This window comes from Sphingomonas sp. DMC8 (genome assembly GCF_056314185.1).
Genome location: NZ_JBQUYV010000001.1, coordinates 359,113 through 374,590, shown reverse-complemented (window position 1 = coordinate 374,590; position 15,478 = coordinate 359,113). Strand labels below are relative to the sequence as shown.

General features: G+C 65.4%; 13 protein-coding genes. 6 read left to right on the top strand and 7 right to left on the bottom strand.

Going from position 1 to position 15,478, the window contains the following annotated elements:
- Window positions 1-127: 127 nt before the first annotated feature.
- A complete protein-coding gene (locus ACT53K_RS01755) occupies window positions 128-985 on the bottom strand; it encodes an IclR family transcriptional regulator (protein ID WP_476226806.1) in 858 nt (285 codons plus the stop codon).
- A gap of 124 nt (window positions 986-1,109) precedes the next feature.
- Here ACT53K_RS01755 and ACT53K_RS01750 point away from each other — a divergent pair, with 124 nt between their 5' ends.
- The 4 genes from ACT53K_RS01750 to fucP are packed head-to-tail and all read left to right on the top strand — an operon-like array spanning window position 1,110 to window position 5,246.
- Window positions 1,110-1,850 (top strand): SDR family oxidoreductase, encoded by a 741-nt coding sequence (locus ACT53K_RS01750; protein WP_476226805.1) that lies wholly within the window; start codon window positions 1,110-1,112, stop codon window positions 1,848-1,850.
- Window positions 1,851-1,860: 10 nt separating this feature from the next.
- Window positions 1,861-3,183: an L-fuconate dehydratase gene (locus ACT53K_RS01745; RefSeq protein WP_476226804.1), complete on the top strand. Its 1,323-nt coding sequence runs from the start codon at window positions 1,861-1,863 to the stop codon at window positions 3,181-3,183.
- Window positions 3,180-3,947 (top strand): L-fucose dehydrogenase, encoded by a 768-nt coding sequence (locus ACT53K_RS01740; protein WP_476226803.1) that lies wholly within the window; start codon window positions 3,180-3,182, stop codon window positions 3,945-3,947. The genes ACT53K_RS01745 and ACT53K_RS01740 overlap by 4 nt, the downstream gene beginning before the upstream one ends.
- Window positions 3,948-3,983: 36 nt before the next feature.
- Window positions 3,984-5,246, top strand: a complete 1,263-nt coding sequence (fucP, locus tag ACT53K_RS01735; protein ID WP_476226802.1) for an L-fucose:H+ symporter permease — start codon at window positions 3,984-3,986, stop codon at window positions 5,244-5,246.
- A gap of 231 nt (window positions 5,247-5,477) precedes the next feature.
- On the opposite strand, the gene ACT53K_RS01730 is transcribed toward fucP, so the two are convergent.
- The 4 genes from ACT53K_RS01730 to ACT53K_RS01715 form a co-directional block, all read right to left on the bottom strand.
- Window positions 5,478-5,939: a MarR family winged helix-turn-helix transcriptional regulator gene (locus tag ACT53K_RS01730; RefSeq protein WP_476226801.1), complete on the bottom strand. Its 462-nt coding sequence runs from the start codon at window positions 5,937-5,939 to the stop codon at window positions 5,478-5,480.
- Between the two features lie 21 nt (window positions 5,940-5,960).
- Window positions 5,961-6,392, bottom strand: coding sequence for a hypothetical protein (locus ACT53K_RS01725; protein ID WP_476226800.1), 432 nt, complete (start codon window positions 6,390-6,392; stop codon window positions 5,961-5,963).
- A 46-nt stretch (window positions 6,393-6,438) separates the two neighbouring features.
- Window positions 6,439-6,792, bottom strand: a complete 354-nt coding sequence (locus ACT53K_RS01720) for a hypothetical protein (RefSeq protein ID WP_476226799.1) — start codon at window positions 6,790-6,792, stop codon at window positions 6,439-6,441.
- A 70-nt stretch (window positions 6,793-6,862) separates the two neighbouring features.
- Window positions 6,863-7,339 (bottom strand): helix-turn-helix domain-containing protein, encoded by a 477-nt coding sequence (locus ACT53K_RS01715; RefSeq protein WP_476226798.1) that lies wholly within the window; start codon window positions 7,337-7,339, stop codon window positions 6,863-6,865.
- A 670-nt stretch (window positions 7,340-8,009) separates the two neighbouring features.
- Between ACT53K_RS01715 and ACT53K_RS01710 the strand changes: the two genes are divergently transcribed.
- Both ACT53K_RS01710 and ACT53K_RS01705 read left to right on the top strand, forming a co-directional pair.
- Window positions 8,010-9,146 (top strand): glycosyltransferase, encoded by a 1,137-nt coding sequence (locus ACT53K_RS01710; RefSeq protein WP_476227271.1) that lies wholly within the window; start codon window positions 8,010-8,012, stop codon window positions 9,144-9,146.
- Window positions 9,146-10,084: a hypothetical protein gene (locus tag ACT53K_RS01705; protein ID WP_476226797.1), complete on the top strand. Its 939-nt coding sequence runs from the start codon at window positions 9,146-9,148 to the stop codon at window positions 10,082-10,084. The genes ACT53K_RS01710 and ACT53K_RS01705 overlap by 1 nt, the downstream gene beginning before the upstream one ends.
- A 9-nt stretch (window positions 10,085-10,093) precedes the next feature.
- On the opposite strand, the gene ACT53K_RS01700 is transcribed toward ACT53K_RS01705, so the two are convergent.
- Entirely contained in the window at window positions 10,094-12,187 is a 2,094-nt protein-coding gene (locus ACT53K_RS01700; protein ID WP_476226796.1) for an alpha-N-arabinofuranosidase, read from the bottom strand.
- A 125-nt stretch (window positions 12,188-12,312) separates the two neighbouring features.
- Window positions 12,313-15,195, bottom strand: coding sequence for a TonB-dependent receptor plug domain-containing protein (locus ACT53K_RS01695; protein WP_476226795.1), 2,883 nt, complete (start codon window positions 15,193-15,195; stop codon window positions 12,313-12,315).
- Between the last annotated feature and the right edge of the window lie 283 nt (window positions 15,196-15,478).

Genomic DNA, 15,478 nt, shown 5'->3' with positions numbered 1-15,478 from the left:
CCATTATCGCTGACGTGGCGGTTCTTTCCCCCAGCGAACAGGGCAATGGTCCCGGCTTCCGCCGGGATGACGGTTGCTTGGTCCAGTAGGATCGCCCTCATGACACCCTCGGGAAGGTGCGCGGAAATCAGGCCCGTTCGCGCGCCGCGGCGCGGCGGCGGCGCGCGGGTGCCGCCACCGACAGGCTGGGCACGACCGGCGCCTCGGCCCGGTCGAACCAGCCCAGCGCGCCCGAAATCGTCGCAGCCGTCTGCTTGAGCAGCACCAGCGCCTCGTCTTCGGAGACGTGCGGCGCATCGTCGATCGCCGCCAGAAACGGAATGGTCAGCGCCGCGACGACATGGCCGTCGAACCCGAAAACAGGGCAGCTGATGTCTGAGACGGCGGCGATGCGCGCGCTGGGGATCGATTCATATCCTTGCGCGCGAATCGCCTCGAACCGGGCGTGCAGCGCTGCCGGCAGCGGTTTGGGGAACAAGCCGGTGCGTCGCTCTTCCTCCATGAAGGCCAGCAGCACATGGCCCGAACAGCTGGTGCGCAGGTCGATCTCGGTACCCAGTCGCACTGCAAAGCCGGTGGCGCCGGGGCTTTCCTGCCGCGCGACGATCAGCCCGTGCGTGCCGTTGACCACCGCCAGATGGCAGGATTGCTGCGTCGCCGCCGCCAACAGGTGCATCGGCTGGGTCGCAACATGGGTGAGTTCCTGCGCCGGGGTTGCGCGATGGGCGATTTCCAGCAGGCGATAGGTGACGCGATAGCGGTCGCTCGCCGGCTCCTTGTGCAGCCAGCCACGGCGGTCGAGCACGACGATGATCCGGAACAATTCGCTGATCGACCGCCCCAGCCGCTGCGCGATCTCGCTGATCGTCAGACCGATGGGTTCGGTGCTGAGCAGTTCCAGCACATCGATTCCCTTTTCCAGCGCCGGCGCGGCGTAGACCGGCTGCCGCGCGGGCTCCCCTTCGACTGTCGTTTTTTTACTCATATGGCTTTTGCATAGCGGCAATGGCGGAATTTGTCATGCCAATCGCATCTCGCGTATGAAAATAGCCGCAAACCGCTTGCAACGAAAGTTACTTTGACTGATGAAAGCGATGAAAGGGGAGCGGATGCGTTTTAACTCCAAGACGGCGCTGGTCACGGCGGCCGCGCACGGCATTGGCCGCGCGACTGCGCTGCGGTTGCGGGACGAAGGCGCGCGGGTTTTCGCGCTGGACCGCGATGCGGACGCACTGGCCGCGCTGGAAGGCGTAGAGCCGGTGGTACTGGACTTGCTGGATGGAGAGGGAATCGCCGCATTGCCGGCGCGCCTCGGCCCCGTCGACGTGCTGGCGAACATCGCCGGCTTCGTTGCCGCGGGGTCGATCCTCGACGGCACGGATGCCGATTGGCACTTGTCCTTCGACCTTAACGTCCATGCCATGCACCGCATGATCCGCGCCTTCCTGCCGGCGATGCTCGAAAAAGGCGGCGGGGCAATCGTCAACATGTCGTCGATTGCCTCCAGCGTGAAGGGCATCCCCAATCGCTATGCCTATGGGGCCAGCAAGGCAGCGGTAATTGGCCTGACCAAATCGGTCGCCGCAGACTTTGTCGCGCGCGGCATCCGCTGCAATGCGGTGTGCCCCGGCACGGTCGACACTCCCAGCCTGCGCCAGCGGGTTGCCGATCAGGCCGCGGCGCAGGGGATCAGCGTCGAGGAAGCACATGCCGCCTTCGTCGCCCGCCAGCCGATGGGCCGGTTGGGCCAGGAAGACGAAATCGCCGCCCTCATCACCTATCTTGCCAGCGACGAAGCTGCCTTCACCACCGGTGCGGTCCATGTGATCGATGGTGGCTGGGTCAACTGAAAGCCCCGTTATGACAGTGTTTTCCCCCGCGGCCGCAGCCGCCCCGGCGGCAATGACCGCCCGCATCACCGGCCTGCGCACGGTCGACCTGCGCTTCCCGACCAGCGCCTCGCTCGACGGGTCGGACGCGATGAACCCGGACCCGGACTATTCGGCGGCCTATGTCGTGCTGGAGACGGATGTCCCGGGATTGGAGGGGCACGGCCTCACCTTCACCATCGGCCGCGGCAATGAAGTGTGCATCGCCGCGATCGAGGCGATGCGGCATCTGGTCGTGGGGCTGGACCTCGCCTGGATCGCCGAGGATGCCGGGCGGATGTGGCGCCACCTGACCGGCGACAGCCAGCTCCGCTGGATCGGCCCGGACAAGGGCGCGATGCACCTCGCCACCGGCGCGGTCGTCAACGCTGTCTGGGATCTGTGGGCCAAGGCCGAAGGCAAGCCGGTATGGCAGCTCGTCGCCGACATGACGCCCGAGCAGCTCGTCCGCGCGATCGACTTCCGCTACCTGACCGACGCGATCACGCCCGAGGAAGCGCTGGCCCTGCTCACCGCGCGTGCCGAGGGCAAGGCGGAACGGATCGCGACGCTGAAGGCCAATGGCTATCCCTGCTACACCACGTCAGCCGGCTGGCTCGGCTATCCGGACGAAAAGCTGCGCAGGCTGGCGCAGGAGGCCGTCGATGCGGGCTTCCACCATATCAAGCTGAAGGTCGGTCGCGATCTGGCGGACGACATTCGCCGCGTGCGCATCGCCCGCGACGTGCTCGGCCCAGACCGCAAGCTGATGATCGACGCCAATCAGGTGTGGGAAGTCGGCCAGGCGATCGAATGGGTCAACGCCCTCGCCTTCGCCAATCCCTGGTTCATCGAGGAGCCTACCAGCCCCGACGATGTGCTGGGCCACAAGGCGATCCGCGACGGCATCGGCAAGGTGCAGGTCGCGACCGGCGAGATGTGCCAGAACCGCATCCTCTTCAAACAGTTCATGGCGCTGGGCGCGATCGATGTGGTCCAGCTCGATGCCTGCCGCATCGGCGGCGTCAACGAAGCGCTGGCGATCCTGCTGCTGGCGGCGCGCTATAATCTGCCGGTCTGCCCGCATGCCGGCGGCGTGGGGCTGTGCGAATATGTCCAGCACTTGTCGATGATCGACTATCTGTGCTTTGCAGGCACGATGGAGGGTCGCGTGATCGAATATGTGGATCATCTGCACGAGCATTTCCTCGATCCCTGCGTGATCCGCGACGCTGCCTATATGCCGCCGCAGCGGCCCGGCTATTCGATCGAAATGAAGCCCGAGACGCTCGCCGCCTTCCGGTTCGGCGCATGAATCTGGGCCTCGCCGGCAAGGTCGTGATCGTCACCGGCGGCTCGTCGGGGATCGGCGCTGCCGTCGCCGCCGGGCTGGCGCGCGAAGGCGCCCTGCCCGCCATCGTCTCACGCGAGGCGCCGCCGCCCGATCTGGTGGCGCAGCTGGGCACCGACTGGCTGTTCCACGGCTGCGAACTGGCCGAGGACGATGCCGTGGTCGCCGCCGTCGAGGCGGTGGTGGCGCGTTGGGGCCGCATCGACGGACTGGTCAACAATGCCGGCCGCAACGACAATCTGGGGTTCGAGGCGACGCCGGCCGAGTTCCGCGCCTCGCTCGACATCAATCTGGTCCATTATTACGGCATGGCCCGCGCCGCGCTGCCCCATCTGCAGGCGGCACGGGGCGCGATCGTCAATGTCGCCTCGAAAACCGCGATCACCGGCCAGGGCCATACCAGCGCCTATGCCGCCGCCAAGGGCGCGGTGCTGGCGCTGACCCGCGAATGGGCCGTGGCGCTGCGTGGCGACGGCATCCGGGTGAACGCGATCGTGCCCGCCGAAGTGGGCACGCCCGCTTATGCCGAATGGCTGAAGAGCTTTGACGATCCTATCGCGCGCCGCGCGGAGATCGAACGCCGCGTGCCGCTGGGCCATCGCTTCACCACGCCCGAAGAAATTGCCGACACCGCGCTGTTCCTGCTGTCCGACCGGGCGAGCCACACCACCGGCCAGTGGCTGTTCGTCGACGGCGGCTACACGCATCTCGACCGCGCCATCGAATAAGCGCGCCAACGCGCATCGGACCAAGGAGAGGACATCATGGCCAGCAAGGCCGCCCGACGCTACACCCCGGCCATCATCCTCACGGTTTCGCTGTTCTTCCTGTGGGGGATGGCGAACAACCTGAACGACATTCTGATCGCGCATTTCCGCCGCGCCTTCACGCTCAGCGATTTCGAGACCAGCTTCGTTCAGCAGGCCTTTTATCTCGGCTATTTCCTGCTCGCGACGCCGGCGGCGCTGCTCGCGCGACGGCGTGGGTACAAGGCGGCGATCGTCACCGGGCTGTCGCTCTATGCGCTGGGGGCGCTGCTCTTTTATCCGGCGACGCATTTCGGCGAATATCGCTGGTTCCTCGCCGCGCTGTTCGTCATTGCCTGCGGCCTGGCCTTTCTCGAGACCTCGGCCAGCCCGCTGATCGCCGAGCTGGGCAGCCCCGAAGGCGCGGCGCGCCGGCTGAACTTCGCCCAGGCGGCCAATCCGCTCGGCACGATCTTCGGCGTGCTGATCGGCAAATATTTCATTCTGTCGAGTTTCGCGCAGGACGATCACGCGCTCGCCGCCATGTCGGCCGCCGAGCGCACCGCCACGCTGCGGGGCGAGCTGGCATCGGTGCAAGGGCCTTATCTCGCGATCGGCCTGGTCGTGCTGGGCTTTGCCATCGCTGCGGCGCTGATCGCCTTTCCGGCGCCGGCAAAGCACGAGGAGGCCGCGCCGATGGGCGGGGCATCGGCGATCCGCGTCGTGCTGCGCGAACCGGCGCTGGTCTTCGCGGTAGTCGCCCAGTTCTTCTATGTCGGCGCGCAAGTCGGACTGTGGAGCTTCACCATCCGCTATGCCCAGGCCAACCTGCCCGGCCTGACCGACCGTGCGGCGGCCGATTATCTGTTCGCCAGCCTGGTATTGTTCGGCATCGGCCGCTTCGTCGGCGCCGCGTTGCTGGGCCGGGTGTCGGCGCCGTATCTGCTGGCGCTGTTCGCGGGCATCGCGGCGGTGCTCACTGCGCTGGCCATATTCGTCGGCGGGCTGTTCGGCATTTATGCGCTGGTCGCGGCCAGCTTCTTCATGTCGATCCAGTTCCCCACCATCTTCGCGATCGGTATCGAGCGGCTTGGGCCGTTGAAGCAGATTGGCGCCTCGCTGATCGTCATGGCGATCATCGGCGGCGCGGCGATTACTGCGGCGATGGGGCGGATTTCGGATCTTGCGGGAATCAATCGCGCCCTGCTGGTGCCGGGCATCGGCTTTCTGGTGGTGCTGGCCTTTGCCATGATGGCACGTCGCAACACTGCCACAGACTGATACCGCATTGCGCTGATAAGCCCCCTAGCTGCTCCGCAAAGCGTCACCCCGGCGAAAGCCGGGGTCCATTGGGATCCCGCTATCGGCCCTTGCTGAGAATGAGAGGTGAATGGACCCGTGCTTCCGCCGGATTGGCGGTTGCTGAAGCAGTTGCGACGCGTGGGTGAGTCTACATCCATGCAAGCTGGTATAAGCGGGCGACGGTCGGGCGTGCCCGCCCCGGCCGGCCCGTCAGCCGCGGTCGGTGATGTTGCCGATGGTTCGCAGCATCCGCTCCACCCAGCTGTCCATCGCCCTGCGTCCGCGCTCGGTGAGCCCGACGAACGAGCGGCGGCCATCCTGCGCATCGCGCGAACGCTCCACCAGGCCATGGGCTTCCAATATGGCGAGATGCCGCATCGCGGTGGTGGTGGGGACATTGGCGCCGATGCAGGCGCTGGAAACCGACAGGCGGCGCTCCGCCAGTTCGGCCAGATAAAGATCGAGCAGAATGTCCCAGGCGGGTTCACCAAAGATCGCCGCGTCCGCGCCAAAGGCTGCGTCGCGGATGCGCCGGGCGCGATACACGGCCTCTACCACTCGCGCGTGCAGCGGCTGGTTGCGGGCAAGCAGCCGCTGCCGCGCCACGGCCAGCAGATCGGCGATCTCGCTCAGTTCGCTTTGCTCGGGGTCGGCGGGCCGCAAGTCACCCATGCAGATGCCCTCCCACTGCCGTCAGGACCAGGCCGGGTCCTCGCCATATTGCCGGATGCGTTCCCGATGCCGCAGGGTGGCATAGGCCAGGATGAGTGGCTTTGGATAACTCCAAGCCGCAGCCATAACCGAATAGGAGAAAGGCATCAGCTTGGGACTGAGCATCAGCAGGTGCGTGATGAGCGTGTCGAGCACGATCGCGGCCATCCACATTGGCCAGTAACGCTGCGCCCGCAGCGCTAATACCGTCACCGCGACGAACATCGCCAGATCGACCAGCATCAAGCCGGTCTCGAGATTCTGGAATCGCACCTCGCCCGCAGACGGCACGAAGTGCGATGCGACCACCGCCGTGATGAGAATGACCACGCCCCAGCGTTCCGGTGCGCCCCCTTTCAGGAGCGCGTAGGAACAACAGACCAGCAGCAAGGTGAGATAAACCAGGACACGCATCAGTAGCTCCGGATGCAGGTACCTGCCCCACTGTCAACCGGCACATTCACGCGACTTCGCTGATCGCCACCACGGTTTCGAGTTCGCCGTGCGGGGTGTCGTGCGGCGGGGTTTCGAAGATGTCGCCCTCGCCCAGCACCCGATGGCGCACGGCTGCCGCGCGCAGTTCGCCGTGCATCTGCTTGATGTCCTTCAGCGCGCCGAACACCTTGGCAGTTGCGTCGCCAAGAAACTCGACTGCCGACTGGGCTTCCAGCGGGTGGAACGTGCCGTCGACACGGGCAGTGAGAACGGCCGTGCCGACCGCCAGCACCTTCAGCGCGGCTTCGTTGACGGCCTTTTCCGCCGGCTGCAGCGAGCGGGCGATGCGGACAGCGGCAATGGTCTTGGGTGAAGTCATGATTCTTGCTCCCCTGTGGAGGCGAATGCGCCCCAGCACTAATCAATGGATTTCCCGGACCGGACGGCGGTCAGCCGGTAATGGTGTAGAGCGCGCCCAGGCCGTTGAAGAAATTGGCTACGGCAATCAGCAGCAGAACGGCGATCATCACGATCGCGCCCAGCCTTTGCGTTGGCGTCAGGTCATTGCGTTGCCTCCCCTGGCGGAGGAACGGCACCGGCAAGCGCGGCGGCGTTTCCATCCGTGGCAGGGGCGAGGAAAGCAGCCCGGTCGGCGGATCGGCAAGGTCGTCCGATTGGGTACCCAATCCCCGGAACGACGGCTTTTCGACCGGCAGAGGCGTTACGGACGGCAGTTCGATGCGCCGCGCGGCGTCTCGCCGGTTGGCGGCGCCCAGCGTTTTCATCGCGCGCTTCAGATGCAGATCGACGGTGTGATGCGAAATGCCCAATTCGGCAGCGATTTCCTTGGAGGAAAGGCCGTCCCGGACGCGCAACAGGCACTCTCTTTCCCGGTCGGTAAGAAGATCGGCCCCGCTGCGCTCCATGGTCCCCACTAGCCACAATGGTCCGACAATCTCAACCAAAACCCACTTGGCGCGTGCAAAGCCACCGGCACAGCTTCAACTATTATGTTACTATTTTCGATACAGACTCGAATAAAACACACATCCCGAAAAGCAAAACACCCCATTTTCTATCGTATAATTTATCCATTTTGGATAAATGCCGATCCAATATTTGTCACATTTGAGATACAAACAGCATCGCCTGCGATGCATTCTTGAATGTTATCGCTCTTCTTAATCGAATTTACCGTAGCAGCCATCGATCTATCGCCTGGAAGGCCGAAAAACACAGCGCCCCGTCGAAGCACCCGAAACGGCCGTGAAAATATTATTTCACTAGCGCAACAACAGCGCTGGGCGCGTCCTGCAAGGCGGTCGCTACGCCGCATTGCCCGCACGGCCGGAAACAGCGCGACTCGGCGAGACGAGCAAGGCTCCCCGATGGTTCCACCCGCCACACGCTCGACGAAAATATTTTCGAGTAGTTAACTGCGGGTTCGCGCTTCGGCGCCGTCTTTCCTACGTGATCACAAGCAAACTCACGCAGCGCGCGCGCGCGCGGAACCGCGCCCGGACCCTAGCTTCGCCCCGGCAGGAGGCGAGCCGGAACAGTGCGTCGCATGCAGGCGCTGCGCAGGGCCGGGATGGCCTGCGCGTACTGACGTTCCTGCACAGTTTTGAACCCGGCGGCGTCGAGCGCGTCGCGCTGCGAATGGTGCGCCACTGGCGCTCGCTCGGCATCGATGCGCCGCTGTTCCTCGGCCGCGAAGACGGCGCGATGCGCAGCGAATTCGCGCCCGACATCGCGTATGAGGTGCCCGCCCAGCCCCGCCGCAGCCAGGCGAGCTGGGAAACGCTGTGGATGATCCTGAAGCTGCCGCAGGTGATCCGCCGCGAGCGGCCCGACCTGCTGTTCGTCGCCGGCTCCACCTACACCATCGTCGCGCTGGCGATGGTGCTGCTGCTCGGCCGCGCCTGCCCGCCGATCGTCGTGAAGATCAGCAACGATCTGGTCCGCCGCGACCTGAACCCGGTCGCCCGGCTCGGCTGGCGCTTCTGGTTGTGGCTGCAGGCGCGCTGCGCTGCCGGCTGGGTGGTGATGGACGAAGCGATGCTCGCCGATCTTCCGCGGCCGATGGCCCGCCGCGGCCATGTCGTCCACGATCCGGCAATCGACGCGCTGTCCTTCGCCGATCCGCGCGAACCCGCCGCTGCCGGTGCGCCGCGCCGCTTCGTCGCCGTCGGCCGCCTGGCGCATCAGAAGGATTTCGGGCTGATGCTCGCCGCCTTCGCCGCCGGCGCCCGCGCCGATGAACGGTTGACCATTTATGGCGAGGGGCCGGAGCGGCCGATGCTGGAGGCGCTGGCTGCCTCGCTCGGCATTGCCGACCGGGTAGACCTCGCCGGCCATGTGCCCGATGCCGCGTCGCGCCTCGCCGACTATGACATTCTGTTGATGTCGTCGCGCTACGAAGGCGTGCCGGCCGCCGTCGTTGAGGCGCTGGCCGCGGGGCTGAAGGTTGTCACGACCGATTGCGGCAGCGGCCTGCGCGGGCTGCTCGGTCAGGGCCGCTTCGGCACGATCGTGCCGCGCGATGCCGCCGCGCTTGCCGAAGCGATCCGCACCGCCGCCGTCGATGCCACGCCGCCTACGGGGCTGTACCAGCATCTGCGCCGCTTCACGCTGGAGCGTTCGGCGCAGCGCTATCTCGACCTGTTTGCCGATACCGTGCTCGTCCAGCGCGGTGCCCGGCTGCAGGCGCTCGAGCCGGAGGCCTATGCGTAATGTTCGCCACCTTTCGTAAGCGCGCCTCCGCTCTGATGGCCCGGCTGGGCCGTGACCGGGTGATGGCCGTTGCCGGCCTCGCCATCTCCGTGGCGATCCTCTGGGCTGTGCTGCGCGAGCTGAAGGGCGTCGACCTGACGATGCTGCTCCGCGCGCCGATCAGCCCGCTGTTCTGGCTCTGCTTCCTGGCCGTATATGTGCTGACGCCGGTGATGGACTGGCTGATCCTGCGCCGCATCTGGGGCATCGGCCTCGACGCGCTGCCCGCGCTGCTGCGCAAGCAGGTCGCGAACGAAGTGGTGTTCGGCTATTCGGGCGACGCCCAGCTTTATGTCTGGGCGCGCGGGCGCGTGGCGCCGGGCGTACCGGTATTCGAAACGCTGCGCGACGTGGCGGTCACTTCGGCACTGGCGGGCAATATCGCGACGCTGGTGATGGTCGGCGTGACGGCGCCGATCCTCTATGCGCTGGCCGCCGGCACGCTCCTCAACACGCTGCTGGCGTCGACAGCGGTGGTGGTGATTTCGTCGTTCGCGATCTTTGCCTTCCGCCGCATGGTGTTCGCGCTGCCGCGGCGCGCGCTGCTGGAAACCTTCGGCATTCACTGCGTCCGCACCGCCCTCAGCCTGGTGCTCACGGCGATGCTGTGGAAGCTGCTGCTGCCGGAGATTTCGGCGGGGACGATGGTGGTCGTCGCGACAGTGCGGATGATGATTTATCGTCTGCCGCTGATCCCGGCGCGCGACACGCTGCTGGCGCCGCTGATCGCCGCGCTGATCGGCACCGGCTCGGGCCTGGCCGGCGCAGTACTGTTCGTGGCGGCGCTGACGCTGGCGACACATGTGCTGGTCGGCGGCCTCGCCTCGCTCGCCGACCTGCTGCCGCGTCGCGCTCTGCAACGCCGCCTGAAGCTGCGCCCCGCAACCACGCTTGCCTGAACGCCGGCGCTATCGCGCCAGCGCCAGCTCGTAAATCACAGCCGAGGTCGCCGGAACGTCGATCCCTTTGTCAGCGCCCCGCACGGCGGCGCTGGCGATGGTGACTTCGGGCGCCGCCCCCACTTTGTTGCGCGCGGCCAGCCCCTTGCCCTGCAACAGCCAGCGTGTGCCTGCCCCAGTCAGCGCCACGCCCTGCAACGCCAGCCTCTTTGGCTGATAGGTGGCATTGACCACGCCGATGCGCAGCGCGCGTCCGTCGGGCGAAAGCCCCGCGACCATGTCGAGCGGCCAGGTCGGGCTGCCCGCGACCACCTGCGGATGCGCGTAGCCGACCGGATATTTCGGCGCGGGTTGCGGCGACGTGCCGGTCAGCGCCACCGGCACGGTGCCCGCACCGAAACGCTCGCCATAAAGTTTGAAGACCATCCCCGTGGCGTTGAGCGTCGCACCCGTCGGCGTGATGTCCATGGTCGAGGCGCCGGTCGTGAATGCCGCCATGGTCAGAAAATCGCTGTGGCGCAGCATTTCCTGAAACACCATCGCATAGGCCAGCGACGATTTCAGGGTCGGCTCGCCCGCCAGATAAGCATATTCGTCGATCGCGAGAAACACGCGAGAATCCCGCAGCTTCGGAAAGCGACTGCGATAAATGTCCCATTCCAGCGCTTCCATCCGGACATGATTGGAGGGTGCGCGGGCAAACTCCATCAGCTCGTCCGCGGCAGGCGCATTCGGCCGAGCCTCGGCGCGGTCGTACCAATGCTCGGTGATTCCGTCGAAACTGCCCCACGCCTTGTCGAAAAAGCCGCCGGTCCAATCTTCCTCCGTGCCGAATTTCGGCTGGATGTTCTCCAGGCTGCTATTCTGCTGCACGCCCTTGGGATGGAGCTGGTCCGGCATCGCCCCGGAGGCGATCAGGACAATCGAGGGATCGCGCGCCTTCATGGCCGCGGCGAAAGCCCGGTGCTTGATCAGGTAATAGTCGAGCGAGGTCTTGCCGATCTGCCACCAGCCATAGGGCTCGTTGCCGATATTCCACCATTTGACCCCATAGGGTTCGGGATGGCCGTTCGCCGCGCGCAGCCCGCCCCAATAGCTGGTAGCGGCACCGTTCAGATATTCGACTTCCTCGGCCGCCGAATTGGCATCGCCCAGCCCGGCATTGACCGTGACATAGGGCTCGACACCGATCAGCCGGCACAGCTCCATCCACTCGTCCATGCCGATGTCGTTGGTCTGCATCGCGCTCCAGGCATGGTCGAACATCGGCGGGCGACTGTCCCGCGGGCCGATCGCTTCGTGCCAATCCCAGTTGGACAGGAAATTGCCGCCCGGCAGCCGCCAGAATCCGGAGCGAAGCGAGCGGGCGATCGCCGTCGTGTCCGCGCGCCAGCCATGAATGTTGTCGGCCGGCATCAGCGACACCGCCCCCACCGCGAAGCGACCGCTGCCGGTGCCGGTGATCTCCAGCCGGGCATCCGTTGTATCGGCACCGGCGCTAAAGGCGAAGTCGGCCCTGGCCCATGTCGCGCCCGGCGCCGGCAGGCGAACCGATTGGCGCCCATGCGGCCCTTCGCCCCAGATCAACGTTGCCGTCACCGCCGCCCCGGCATCGCCGCGCAGCCACAGATGCCCGGTGTAGCTTTTGCCGCGGGCCAGCCCCAGCCCCGCCTGCGACAGTCCACGCGGGCTGTCCCCCGCCACCGCCACGCTGGCACTTTGTGCGCCTACAAAGGGCCGCTCCCTGTCCATGACGACAACATCGTCGCCGCCGACCGGCCGCCATTTACGATAGCTGACGCCGGGTCGGCCCTCGGCATTGAGCGGCGGCGGTGCATCGCGGCTGGCTGGCCCGACCGGATAGTAGAACTTCCGGTCGTCGAGCATTTCCGCCCATAAGGTACGGTTCACCAGCCCGCCGATCGGCTCGATGAACATGCCGTATAGATAGGGCGAGACGGGTGTGGATCGCCGCGCGGTATCGATCCGCACCTGCACGGGCCCGTCGCCCGGAGGCGCGGCGAAAAGCGGGGCGGCAGTGCTCAGCGCGAGCATGGCTGCGACAAGGGGCCGGGCGGCACCGGCAGTGCGGATGGGAACCAAGACCTGTCTCCTCCATCATGGCCGTTTCAGCACAGGGGAGCCGCCGACTCGAAGGCCGGCGGCCCAGGAAGAGTGCGAACGCGCAGGCACCGGCTCGGGGAAGGGTAAGCCCGCGCGAACCGCCCTCAGAACTTGAAACGCACGCCCGCCCGATAGACGCGGCCGATCTGGTCGTAGAGCGTCGGACTGTTGAAGATGGTCGAACGCGGCGGATTCCGGTCGAGCAGGTTGTCGATCTTGGCATAGGCCGTGATCGCCTTGGTGATATTCACGGTGCCGCCGACGTCGAGATAGAAGGCGCCGGGGATGAAATTCCGGTCGATGGTCGGATGCGCGGCCGTCGATGCCGGGCAGTTCGACTGGCAGACGATATATTGGTTGCCGATCGTCCCGTCGCTGAACCAGCGTTCCTGCACCAGCAGCGAGAAGGCCTGGTTCTGGTATGTCTGCACCGCCAGCCACTTCCAGTTCGGCGTCGATCCTTGGTTGCTGCCCGCGGAATCGACCGGGAAAGTTCCCGGCAGGCCCGTGTCAGTGATGTAGCGAATGACATGCGTGGCCAGCGCCTGCAGCGTCAGGCTGCCCGGCAGGCCCAGCGGCCGCTGCCAGCGATAGCTCGCCTCGATATCGAAGCCGGCGGTATCGATGGATGCCAGATTGAATGCCTGCACATTGATATAGTTGGGCCCGGCGCTGTTGTTCAGATTGAAGACGCTGCAGGTTGCGGGAAGCACCTTCTGATAACAGAGCTGGACGATGTCGCTTGCGGCCAGGCTGGAAATCACATTGCGGATCTTCAGCTTGTAATAGTCGAACGACAGGTTGAGCCCACGCATCCAGCCCGGGTTGGCCAGCGTGATGCCCATGGTGGTGTTACGCGCAATTTCGGGCTTCAGGTTGGGGTTGCCGATGCTGTTCTGGATTGCGAGCACATTGGTATTGCGGAACGGATCATAGAAATTGGGCAGCGTCGTCGTCACCGGCGCGGCGAACAGTTCGGACAGGTTCGGCGCCCGCACGTCGCGCGAGGTGACGCCGCGGATGCGCAGCCCGTCGATCGGCAATTCCCAGGTGCCGCCGATCTTCCATGCCCAGACTGTACCCGACGTGCTGTAATCCGTAACGCGCGCCGCGCCGGTCAGGTTGGCGTGGCCCGCGCCCTCGGAATTGAGGAGCGGCACGTTCGCCTCGAGAAAGGCTTCCTTCACGCTATAGGCGCCGCTGCCGTTCTTGTAGTTGCCGGCATACCAGTTGTTGCCGCCGGTCAGCAGCACCGGATCGGCCGGGTAGTCGCCGCCCGCCGGGATTGCGGCAAAGCCGGCGCCATAGGGATCGGCACGAACCTTGTAATATTCGTGGCGGAACTCGCCGCCGAACGCGACCGTCAGCGGCCCCGCCCACAGATTCACCGGCGAACCGGAAAAGTTGAAGCTGGCGACATCCTGAGTCTGACGGGTGCGCTGATAGGGGCCCCGTTCCGGCATGATGTAGCGCAGTGCGGCGTCGGACGGCATGCCGCCGATGATGTTGAGCGGCTGGCAGCCATTGGCCCGCGCCACCGGATCGCGACAGACGATCGCACCGTTCACCAGCGTGGCGTCGATCGCCTGGTTGAAGCGGTTGGTCAGCAGAATATTGTGGACGTCGATGTCGGTATAGTTGGTGCCGTGCTCCAGATAGACATCATAGTTCCAGTCGCTGCCCAGCACCGGCGCGCGGCCCTTGGCGCCCAGCACGAACCGATATTGGCGGCGATCGGTGTTGACGCGGGTATTGCCCAGCGCTGCGTTGCTGGTGCCATAGGCAAAGCTGGTGATGCCTGCCGTGGTGCAGGCCGCCTGGATGGAAGCGGGCACGAACGGATTGGCGCACTGGATCGTCAGGCCCGGCTTGTTCTGCCCGTTGACCGGCTGGTTATGGGTCTTCACCTCGCCGATATTGACACTGACATAAAGCTCGTTCCCGGGCGCGAAATCGAACCCTACCCGGACATAGCCGTCGAGCCGCTCGATCGCCGACTTGAGCGAGCGCCCTGCATCGACATTGCCCGACAGGTCGCCGCCCAGGCAGTAGCCGGGGTAGCAACCGGTGACGTTGCCCTTGGCATCGCGTGCCGGCACGCCGTTCGAACCATATTGGAACTGGAAGGGATTGCCGTTCCGGTCGAAGGCGGTACCCTGCAGCGGACCGGCGGTGATCAGGCCATATTTGGTGAAGGTGATCGACTGGCCATAATCGCGCACCAGATATTGCGGCGAACCGTCGTTGAGGACGCCGCGGTTGATCAGCGTGGTCTGCTTGAACCAGTCGCGGCCATTGGCGAGGCCGGTGCCCCACTGGCCGCCGCCGATACCGGCTTCCTTGTCATATTCGACGCTGCCGACGACGTGCAGTCGCTCGCCAAGGAAGCTGTCGCCCGCCGCGAGCTGCACCAGCCCCTGGGCATCGTCGCCATAGGTGGTGATGCCGCCCTGAACATTGCCCTTGATGCCGCGGAAATGCGTGTCGGTAATGAAATTGACCACGCCGCCCACGGCGTCCGAGCCATAGGAAGCCGAGGCGCCGCCGCTCACCACATCGACGCGCTTGATCAGCAATTGCGGGAACAGGCTGATGTCGGGAACGCCGGTAACGTTCGCGCCCACGACGCGCTGCCCGTCGAGCAGCGTCAGCGTCCGGATGGTGCCGACACCGCGCAGCGAAAAGGAGCTGAGCCCCTGCTGCCCGCTCGACGTGCTGAAGGTGTTGACCTGCGTGCCGCTCGAGCCCTGCAGCGAGGGGAGCTGGGCGATGGTGGTGAACACATTGGGCTGGGCATTGGCGGCAATCTGTTCCTCGCCGATCACCGTGGTTGGGGTCGGCGCGGTAAAGCCGCTGACGACCAGGCGCGTGCCGGTAACGACGATCGCCTCTTCGGTGCTGCCGGAGGATTGCGCAGTGGCATCGGCCCTGTTCGAACCAGCTGCCGGCACCGACTCCGCCTGCTGCGCCAGCGCCGGCGCCGCCATGGCACATGCCGCCAGTGAAATCGCTCCGAAGGACACATTGCGGAAAAGCAAACCGCGCCGAGCCACGACTCTCAAGAACATCCCGTTCTCCCTGATCTTATATTTGATCTTGATTATTATGATTGCCGCAGGCGCCGCTGGCGGCGACGCTTGCAGATACACTTCACCAGACTTCACTGACCGGAAGCCTGCTGCAATGCACAAATGTTTACGTTAACATCTATGGGTTAAATCCAATACGACGCCCTGTCAATAGTCAGACAAGTTGCCGAAACCCTTGCAG

Bases quoted from the DNA above. Each gene is read 5' to 3' on its own strand.
- ACT53K_RS01740 (WP_476226803.1), top strand. From the start codon at position 3,180: ATGAATCTGGGCCTCGCCGGCAAGGTCGTGATCGTCACCGGCGGCTCG.
- ACT53K_RS01755 (WP_476226806.1), bottom strand. From the start codon at position 985: ATGAGTAAAAAAACGACAGTCGAAGGGGAGCCCGCGCGGCAGCCGGTC.
- ACT53K_RS01745 (WP_476226804.1), top strand. From the start codon at position 1,861: ATGACAGTGTTTTCCCCCGCGGCCGCAGCCGCCCCGGCGGCAATGACC.
- ACT53K_RS01720 (WP_476226799.1), bottom strand. From the start codon at position 6,792: ATGACTTCACCCAAGACCATTGCCGCTGTCCGCATCGCCCGCTCGCTG.
- ACT53K_RS01695 (WP_476226795.1), bottom strand. From the start codon at position 15,195: ATGGCGGCGCCGGCGCTGGCGCAGCAGGCGGAGTCGGTGCCGGCAGCT.
- ACT53K_RS01715 (WP_476226798.1), bottom strand. From the start codon at position 7,339: ATGGAGCGCAGCGGGGCCGATCTTCTTACCGACCGGGAAAGAGAGTGC.
- fucP (WP_476226802.1), top strand. From the start codon at position 3,984: ATGGCCAGCAAGGCCGCCCGACGCTACACCCCGGCCATCATCCTCACG.
- ACT53K_RS01705 (WP_476226797.1), top strand. From the start codon at position 9,146: ATGTTCGCCACCTTTCGTAAGCGCGCCTCCGCTCTGATGGCCCGGCTG.
- ACT53K_RS01750 (WP_476226805.1), top strand. From the start codon at position 1,110: ATGCGTTTTAACTCCAAGACGGCGCTGGTCACGGCGGCCGCGCACGGC.
- ACT53K_RS01730 (WP_476226801.1), bottom strand. From the start codon at position 5,939: ATGGGTGACTTGCGGCCCGCCGACCCCGAGCAAAGCGAACTGAGCGAG.
- ACT53K_RS01725 (WP_476226800.1), bottom strand. From the start codon at position 6,392: ATGCGTGTCCTGGTTTATCTCACCTTGCTGCTGGTCTGTTGTTCCTAC.